The following is a 6,574-nucleotide window of genomic DNA, read 5'->3' as shown; positions in this document are numbered from 1 at the left end:
GCTTCTCACGTCCCCGACGCGCTGAGAAGCGCCCAGGCGGGCCGATAGCCCTCATCGTCTAGCGGCCTAGGACGCCGCCCTTTCAAGGCGGTAGCACGGGTTCGAATCCCGTTGGGGGCACGCAAGATCGTGTGCGACACTGTCGTACGCAAGCTTGGTCCTGTGGAGCAGTTTGGAGTGCTCGCCACCCTGTCAAGGTGGAGGCCGCGGGTTCAAATCCCGTCAGGACCGCTGAGGCATCACGTTTCACGTGAAACCTCGTGGCTGGGTAGCTCAGTTGGTACGAGCGTCCGCCTGAAAAGCGGAAGGTCGCCGGTTCGACCCCGGCCCCAGCCACCGCAGCCCTGACCAGGGCATGAGCCCCTCCCCACTTACTCTGGGGAGGGGCTCTTTCGCGCCGTGAACGCCTGTCGGGGATCACCCATGTTCGCAACGTGAAAACGCTGTCCACACCGCGGTGGGTAGGTGTCACGCATGACGAAAGCCCTGCGCGGGATCGACCCGTCGCTGCCGCGTGACCCGCGGCCGCGCCTCGTCTGGTACACCTCCTACGGCTCCAACACCCACCTCGGGCGGCTCGCCGCCTACCTCCGGGGCGGGCGGCCCGAAGGGGCCGGGCGGGACTTCCCGGGGTGCCGGAACCCGGCGATGCCCCCGCGGTCCCTCCCCGTCGAACTGAACGGCGCCCTGTACTTCGCCACCCACTCCCCGGTATGGCGGGGCGGGCGGGGCTTCTACGACCCCGGGGCCGAGGGGCGGGTGCTGGCGCGGGCCCATCTGGTCACCGTCGAACAGTTCTCCGACATCGCCGCGCAGGAGATGTACCGCGCACCCGGCGGGGACCCGCTGGATCTGACCGAGGTACTGGGGCGGGGACGGGCCGTGCTCGGGGACGGGCGGTACGAGACGCTCGTGTGCGCCGGGCAGATCGACGGGCTGCCGGCGCTGACGTTCACCGCGCCGTGGGGCATGAACGACGTGCCCTGGGTCGTTCCCTCCCTGCCCTACCTGCGGTTCCTCGCCGCGGGACTGCTCTCCGCCGGGGCGTGGGACGCGGAGGCGGTCGCCTCGTACGTCGCGGCCTGCCCCGGCGCCGAAGGCCACTGGTCGGCCGGTGAACTCACCGCTCTGTTGCGGCGGGCGGAGTGAGGCGGCAAAAGCGTTCGCCACTCTTTTCACCGGGATGAGATCCTGGACTCGGTATGTCTACGCACCCCGCCCCCGCCCTCGGCGCCCTCGCCCCCCGCCTGACCGAGCTGTCGCTGCGTGACGCGCACCGGCTCGGACGCAGGCTCGAAGGCGCACGGAAGATCCGCAAGCCGGAGGCCCGCGCCGCCGTCCTCGCCGAGATCGAGGCGGAGGTCGACCGGGCCGAGGAACGCATGGCCGGCCGCCGCGCCCGCGTTCCCGACGTCACCTATCCCGAACAGCTGCCCGTCAGCCAGAAGCGGGACGAGATCGCGGCCGCCATCCGGGACCACCAGGTCGTCATCGTCGCCGGTGAGACCGGGTCCGGTAAGACGACCCAGATCCCGAAGATCTGTCTGGATCTGGGGCGCGGCGTGCGCGGCATGATCGGGCACACCCAGCCCCGCCGCATCGCCGCCCGGACCGTCGCCGAGCGCGTCGCCGACGAGCTGGACAGCCCGCTCGGCGAGACCGTCGGCTGGAAGGTCCGGTTCACCGACCAGGTCAACCCGGACGCCACCTTCGTCAAGCTGATGACGGACGGCATCCTGCTCGCCGAGATCCAGACCGACCGCGAACTGCGCGCCTACGACACGATCATCATCGACGAGGCCCACGAGCGGTCCCTCAACATCGACTTCCTGCTCGGCTACCTCGCGCAGCTCCTGCCCAAGCGGCCCGACCTCAAGGTCGTCATCACCTCCGCGACCATCGACCCCGAGCGGTTCTCCCGCCACTTCGGCGACGCCCCGATCATCGAGGTCAGCGGACGCACGTACCCCGTGGAGGTGCGGTACCGCCCGCTCCTCGAAGAGGCCACCGACGACAACGCGGACGCCGACCGGGACCAGATCACGGCCATCACCGACGCCGTCGAGGAGCTGATGGGGGAGGGCAAGGGCGACATCCTCGTCTTCCTCTCCGGCGAGCGGGAGATCCGGGACACGGCCGACGCGCTGGAGAAGAAGAAGTACAGATTCACGGAGGTGCTGCCGCTCTACGCACGGCTCTCGCACGGCGAGCAGCATCGGGTGTTCCAGCGGCCCGCCGCAGGCACAGCACGCAGGATCGTTCTGGCGACCAACGTCGCCGAGACCTCCCTCACCGTCCCCGGCATCAAGTACGTCATCGACCCCGGCTTCGCCCGCATCTCCCGCTACAGCCACCGCACCAAGGTCCAGCGGCTGCCCATCGAGCCGGTCTCGCAGGCCAGCGCCAACCAGCGCAAGGGCCGCTGCGGGCGGACCTCCGACGGCATCTGCATCCGGCTGTACAGCGAGGACGACTTCGAGGCCCGCCCGGAGTTCACGGACGCCGAGATCCTCCGTACCAACCTCGCCTCGGTCATCCTGCAGATGACCGCCGCCAACCTCGGCGACATCGAGAAGTTCCCCTTCATCGACCCGCCGGACCACCGCAACATCCGCGACGGCGTGCAGCTCCTCCAGGAACTGGGCGCCCTCGACCCCGCGCAGAAGGACCCCCGCAAGCGGCTCACCGACACCGGGCGCAAGCTGGCCCAGCTCCCCGTCGACCCGCGCCTGGCCCGCATGGTCCTGGAGGCCGACAAGAACGGCTGCGTCCGCGAGGTCATGGTCATAGCCGCCGCGCTCTCCATCCAGGACCCGCGCGAGCGCCCCTCCGACAAGCAGACGCAGGCCGACCAGCAGCACGCCCGGTTCAAGGACGAGAGCAGCGACTTCCTCGCCTTCCTCAACCTCTGGCGGTACCTGCGCGAGCAGCAGAAGGAGCGCGGTTCGTCGTCCTTCCGCCGGATGTGCAAGCAGGAGTTCCTCAACTTCCTGCGCATCCGCGAGTGGCAGGACATCTACACGCAGCTCCGTACGGTCGCCAAGCAGATGGGCATCCATCTCAACGAGGACGACGCGCCCGGCGACCGCGTACACGTGTCGCTCCTCGCCGGTCTCCTCTCCCACGTCGGCATGAAGGACGTGAAGGACGGCGCGAAGAACGACTATCTGGGTGCCCGGAACGCCAAGTTCGCGATCTTCCCCGGCTCGGCGCTGTTCAAGAAGCCCCCGCGGTTCGTGATGTCCGCCGAACTGGTGGAGACCAGCCGCCTCTGGGCCCGCGTCAACGCCAAGATCGAGCCCGAGTGGGTGGAACCCCTCGCCGGTCACCTCCTCAAGCACACCTACAGCGAACCGCACTGGGAGAAGGACCAGGCGGCCGTGATGGCGTACGAGAAGGTCACGCTGTACGGCGTCCCGATCGTCGCCCAGCGCAAGGTCAACTACGGCCGGATCGACCCCGAGACCAGCCGCGAACTGTTCATCCGCAACGCACTCGTCGAGGGCGACTGGCGCACCCACCACAAGTTCTTCGCCGACAACCGCAAGCTGCTCACCGAGGTCGAGGAACTGGAGCACCGCGCCCGCCGCCGGGACATCCTCGTCGACGACGAGACGCTCTACGACTTCTACGACCAGCGCGTCCCCGACCACGTCGTCTCCGGCGCCCACTTCGACTCCTGGTGGAAGCACAAGCGCCATGAGCAGCCCGACTTCCTCGACTTCGAGCGCGAGATGCTCATCAACGAGAAGGCGGGCGCGGTCACCAAGGACGACTATCCGGACTCCTGGCGGCAGGGGCCGCTGAAGTTCCGGGTGACGTACCAGTTCGAACCCGGCGCGGACGCCGACGGCGTGACCGTGCACATCCCCCTCCAGGTCCTCAACCAGGTCACCGACGAGGGCTTCGACTGGCAGATCCCGGGTCTCAGGGACCAGGTGGTGACCGAGCTGATCCGGTCGCTGCCGAAGCCGATCCGCCGCAACTACGTGCCGGCCCCGGACTACGCCGGCAAGTTCCTGGAGCGGGCGGTCCCCCTCCAGGAGCCGCTGACGACGACCATGGCGCGCGAGCTGAAGCGGATGGTCGGCGTGCCCTTCGACGAGGAGGACTTCGACTGGTCCCGGGTCCCCGACCACCTCAGGATCACCTTCCGGATCGTCGACGAACGGCGCCGGAAGCTGGCCGAGGACAAGGACCTGGAGACGCTGAGACTCCGGCTCAAGCCGAAGGCGCGCAAGGCGCTGTCGCAGGCCGCCGCCGCGACCGCGTCCCGCGAGGGCGGCCCGTCCCTGGAGCGCTCCGGCCTCACCGACTGGACGATCGGCACGCTGAGTCGCGTCTTCGAGACGCGCCGCGCCGGGCAGCCGGTCAAGGCGTACCCGGCGCTCGTCGACGACGGCGACACCGTCTCCGTGCGGCTCTTCGACAGCGAGGCCGAGCAGGCGCAGGCGATGTGGAAGGGCACGCGCCGGCTGATTCTGCGCAACATCCCGGTCAACCCGGCGAAGTTCGCGTCCGAGAAGCTCAGCAACCAGCAGAAGCTGGGCCTCTCGGCCAACCCGCACGGGTCGATCCAGGCGCTCTTCGACGACTGCGCGATGGCCGCCGCCGACAAGCTGATGGCCGACTTCGGCGGGCCGGCGTGGGACGAGGAGTCCTACCGGAAGCTCTACGACAAGGTCCGCGCGGAGATCGTCGACACGACCGTCCGCACGGTCGGGCAGGTGCAGCAGGTCCTCGCCGCCTGGCAGGCCGCCGAACGGCGCCTGAAGGGCGTACGGAGCGCCGTGCTGCTCGCCAACCTCCAGGACGTGCGCGGGCAGGTCGACGCCCTCGTGAAGCCGGGCTTCGTGACGGACGCGGGCATCCGGCGCCTGCCCGACCTCATGCGCTACCTGATCGCGGTCGACCGGCGGCTGCAGCAGATGCCGGCCAACGCGCAGCGGGACACGTCCCGCATGGAGAAGGTGCACGAGATGCGGGACGAGTACGCGTGGCTCCTTGAGCAGCTGCCGCGGGGGCGGCCCGTCCCGCAGTCGGTCCTGGACATCCGCTGGATGATCGAGGAGCTGCGGGTCAGCTACTTCGCGCACGCGCTGGGCACGGCGTACCCCGTCTCCGACAAGCGGATCGTGAAGGCGATCGACGCGGCGGCGCCGTGACGGAGCCTGTACGGAGGGTGAGTTCGACCAGGACACTCACCCTCCTGTACAGTCTCATCTCGCAGCGCAAGAGCGGAACAAGCGCCGCAAACCTGGTCCTGTGGAGCAGCTTGGAGTGCTCGCCACCCTGTCAAGGTGGAGGCCGCGGGTTCAAATCCCGTCAGGACCGCACAGAGATGAAGGCCCGCATCAGTTGGTGCGGGCCTTCGCCGTGACAGCCTCCGGCACCGCCCGCGCTCGCCACCCTGTCAAGGTGGAGGCCGCGCCCGCGGCGCAGCCGCGATCCGACACAGCAAATCCCGTCAGGACCGCACAGAGATGAAGGCCCGCACCAGTTGGTGCGGGCCTTTTCATGTCCGCGTGCCCCCGCACGCCCGAGGCGCTCTTGACGCCGTCCTCCCGGGTCGGTACTCCGGAGGCAGGGCCCCACTCCCCGTGCGGCCCTTCGGAGGTGGGGCATGGCGGCGACAGCGAGGCACGAGATCCGGGCGTTGCTCCGCGCGCATCTGTCGGCCGCGTCGTCCTACCGTCACCGAACGCGCCACTGCCCGGTCTGCCACCGTCTGCTGCGCCTGGCGATGGATTCCTCCCCCCAGCCCCCGACAGGCCGTCAGACGGCCAGGGAGAGCGAACGCGCGCCCGGCGCATGAGCGGACCGCCGGCGCCAACACCCTTACTCCCGGGGGCCGATGGCCACGCAACCCCCCAATAGCGCACTCGTGTCGCAGTCAACAACCCAACCGGCATGTGACGGGTGTCACCATAATCCGATCTGAAACGGTGGCACTTACTCCTCTCCTACAACCGGTCAATTTAATATGTGCAATTGCACTGGCTCTCGGGGATGTTCACAGATGATCCGACAGCCCTGCCCAGACTCCGACAAGGGCACTCACAGACAGCCGCGATCAGGCACGTTCCCCCGCGGACACCGCGCCGGCAGGCACAAAAAAGATCGCGCTGGACCCGGCGGAGTCCAGCGCGATCGACGACACAGATGACGATGAGGTTCTGTTGGGGCAGATCCCCGTGCCGTGTGGAGCTGTGGGTGGGCGGTCCGACAGGTTGGGGGACCTGCCGTTGTGCCCGGTTATGCGGTGTTTCAGGCCTCGCTGCGCTGCTGCGGGATGCCCGCGAGCAGTGCGCGCACCTCGGCCTCGCGGTAGCGGCGGTGTCCGCCGAGCGTGCGGATCGACGTGAGCTTGCCGGCCTTCGCCCAGCGCGTGACCGTCTTCGGGTCGACGCGGAACATGGTGGCGACCTCGGCGGGGGTCAGCAGCGGCTCGGCATCAGGGGTGCGAGCGGTCATGAGCGGCCTCCTCGGGAGAACCGAACCTTCTCGGTTCTTTCCTCTAAATTCTGCACCTTGACCCGCGTTGCCCGAAATGGCGGACGCGAGTCGAGTCGGT

At 68.8% G+C, this 6,574-nt stretch carries 4 protein-coding genes and 4 tRNA genes; 7 read left to right on the top strand and 1 reads right to left on the bottom strand.

Annotated features, from left to right (window positions below):
- The first annotated feature begins 47 nt into the window (after positions 1-47).
- From UW392_RS06590 to UW392_RS06560, 7 genes are all read left to right on the top strand, one after another.
- Positions 48-120 (top strand) — tRNA-Glu (locus UW392_RS06590).
- Positions 121-156: 36 nt separating this feature from the next.
- A tRNA-Asp gene (locus UW392_RS06585) sits at positions 157-231 on the top strand.
- A gap of 31 nt (positions 232-262) precedes the next feature.
- Positions 263-336, top strand: a tRNA-Phe gene (locus UW392_RS06580).
- 138 nt (positions 337-474) lie between these two features.
- Positions 475-1,149, top strand: a complete 675-nt coding sequence (locus UW392_RS06575) for a histone deacetylase (RefSeq protein WP_320773923.1) — start codon at positions 475-477, stop codon at positions 1,147-1,149.
- Positions 1,150-1,202: 53 nt separating this feature from the next.
- Positions 1,203-5,165 carry an ATP-dependent RNA helicase HrpA gene (hrpA, locus tag UW392_RS06570; RefSeq protein ID WP_320773922.1) on the top strand — a complete coding sequence of 1,321 codons (3,963 nt, stop codon included), beginning with the start codon at positions 1,203-1,205 and terminating at the stop codon, positions 5,163-5,165.
- Between the two features lie 94 nt (positions 5,166-5,259).
- Positions 5,260-5,334, top strand: a tRNA-Asp gene (locus UW392_RS06565).
- Positions 5,335-5,623: 289 nt separating this feature from the next.
- Complete coding sequence (locus UW392_RS06560) at positions 5,624-5,815, top strand: DUF6274 family protein (RefSeq protein WP_320773921.1); 192 nt, start codon at positions 5,624-5,626, stop codon at positions 5,813-5,815.
- Between the two features lie 452 nt (positions 5,816-6,267).
- Here UW392_RS06560 and bldC read toward each other — a convergent pair whose 3' ends face one another.
- Entirely contained in the window at positions 6,268-6,474 is a 207-nt protein-coding gene (bldC, locus tag UW392_RS06555) for a developmental transcriptional regulator BldC (protein WP_003949541.1), read from the bottom strand.
- Positions 6,475-6,574: the final 100 nt, after the last annotated feature.

Source organism: Streptomyces sp. CRN 30, assembly GCF_034105845.1.
The sequence above is the reverse complement of the archived record's forward strand: the minus strand, read 5'-3'. Positions and strand labels throughout refer to the sequence as shown.

Excerpts from the sequence above, each read along its gene's own strand:
- hrpA (WP_320773922.1), top strand. The coding sequence starts at position 1,203 with ATGTCTACGCACCCCGCCCCCGCCCTCGGCGCCCTCGCCCCCCGCCTG.
- bldC (WP_003949541.1), bottom strand. The coding sequence starts at position 6,474 with ATGACCGCTCGCACCCCTGATGCCGAGCCGCTGCTGACCCCCGCCGAG.
- UW392_RS06560 (WP_320773921.1), top strand. The coding sequence starts at position 5,624 with ATGGCGGCGACAGCGAGGCACGAGATCCGGGCGTTGCTCCGCGCGCAT.
- UW392_RS06575 (WP_320773923.1), top strand. The coding sequence starts at position 475 with ATGACGAAAGCCCTGCGCGGGATCGACCCGTCGCTGCCGCGTGACCCG.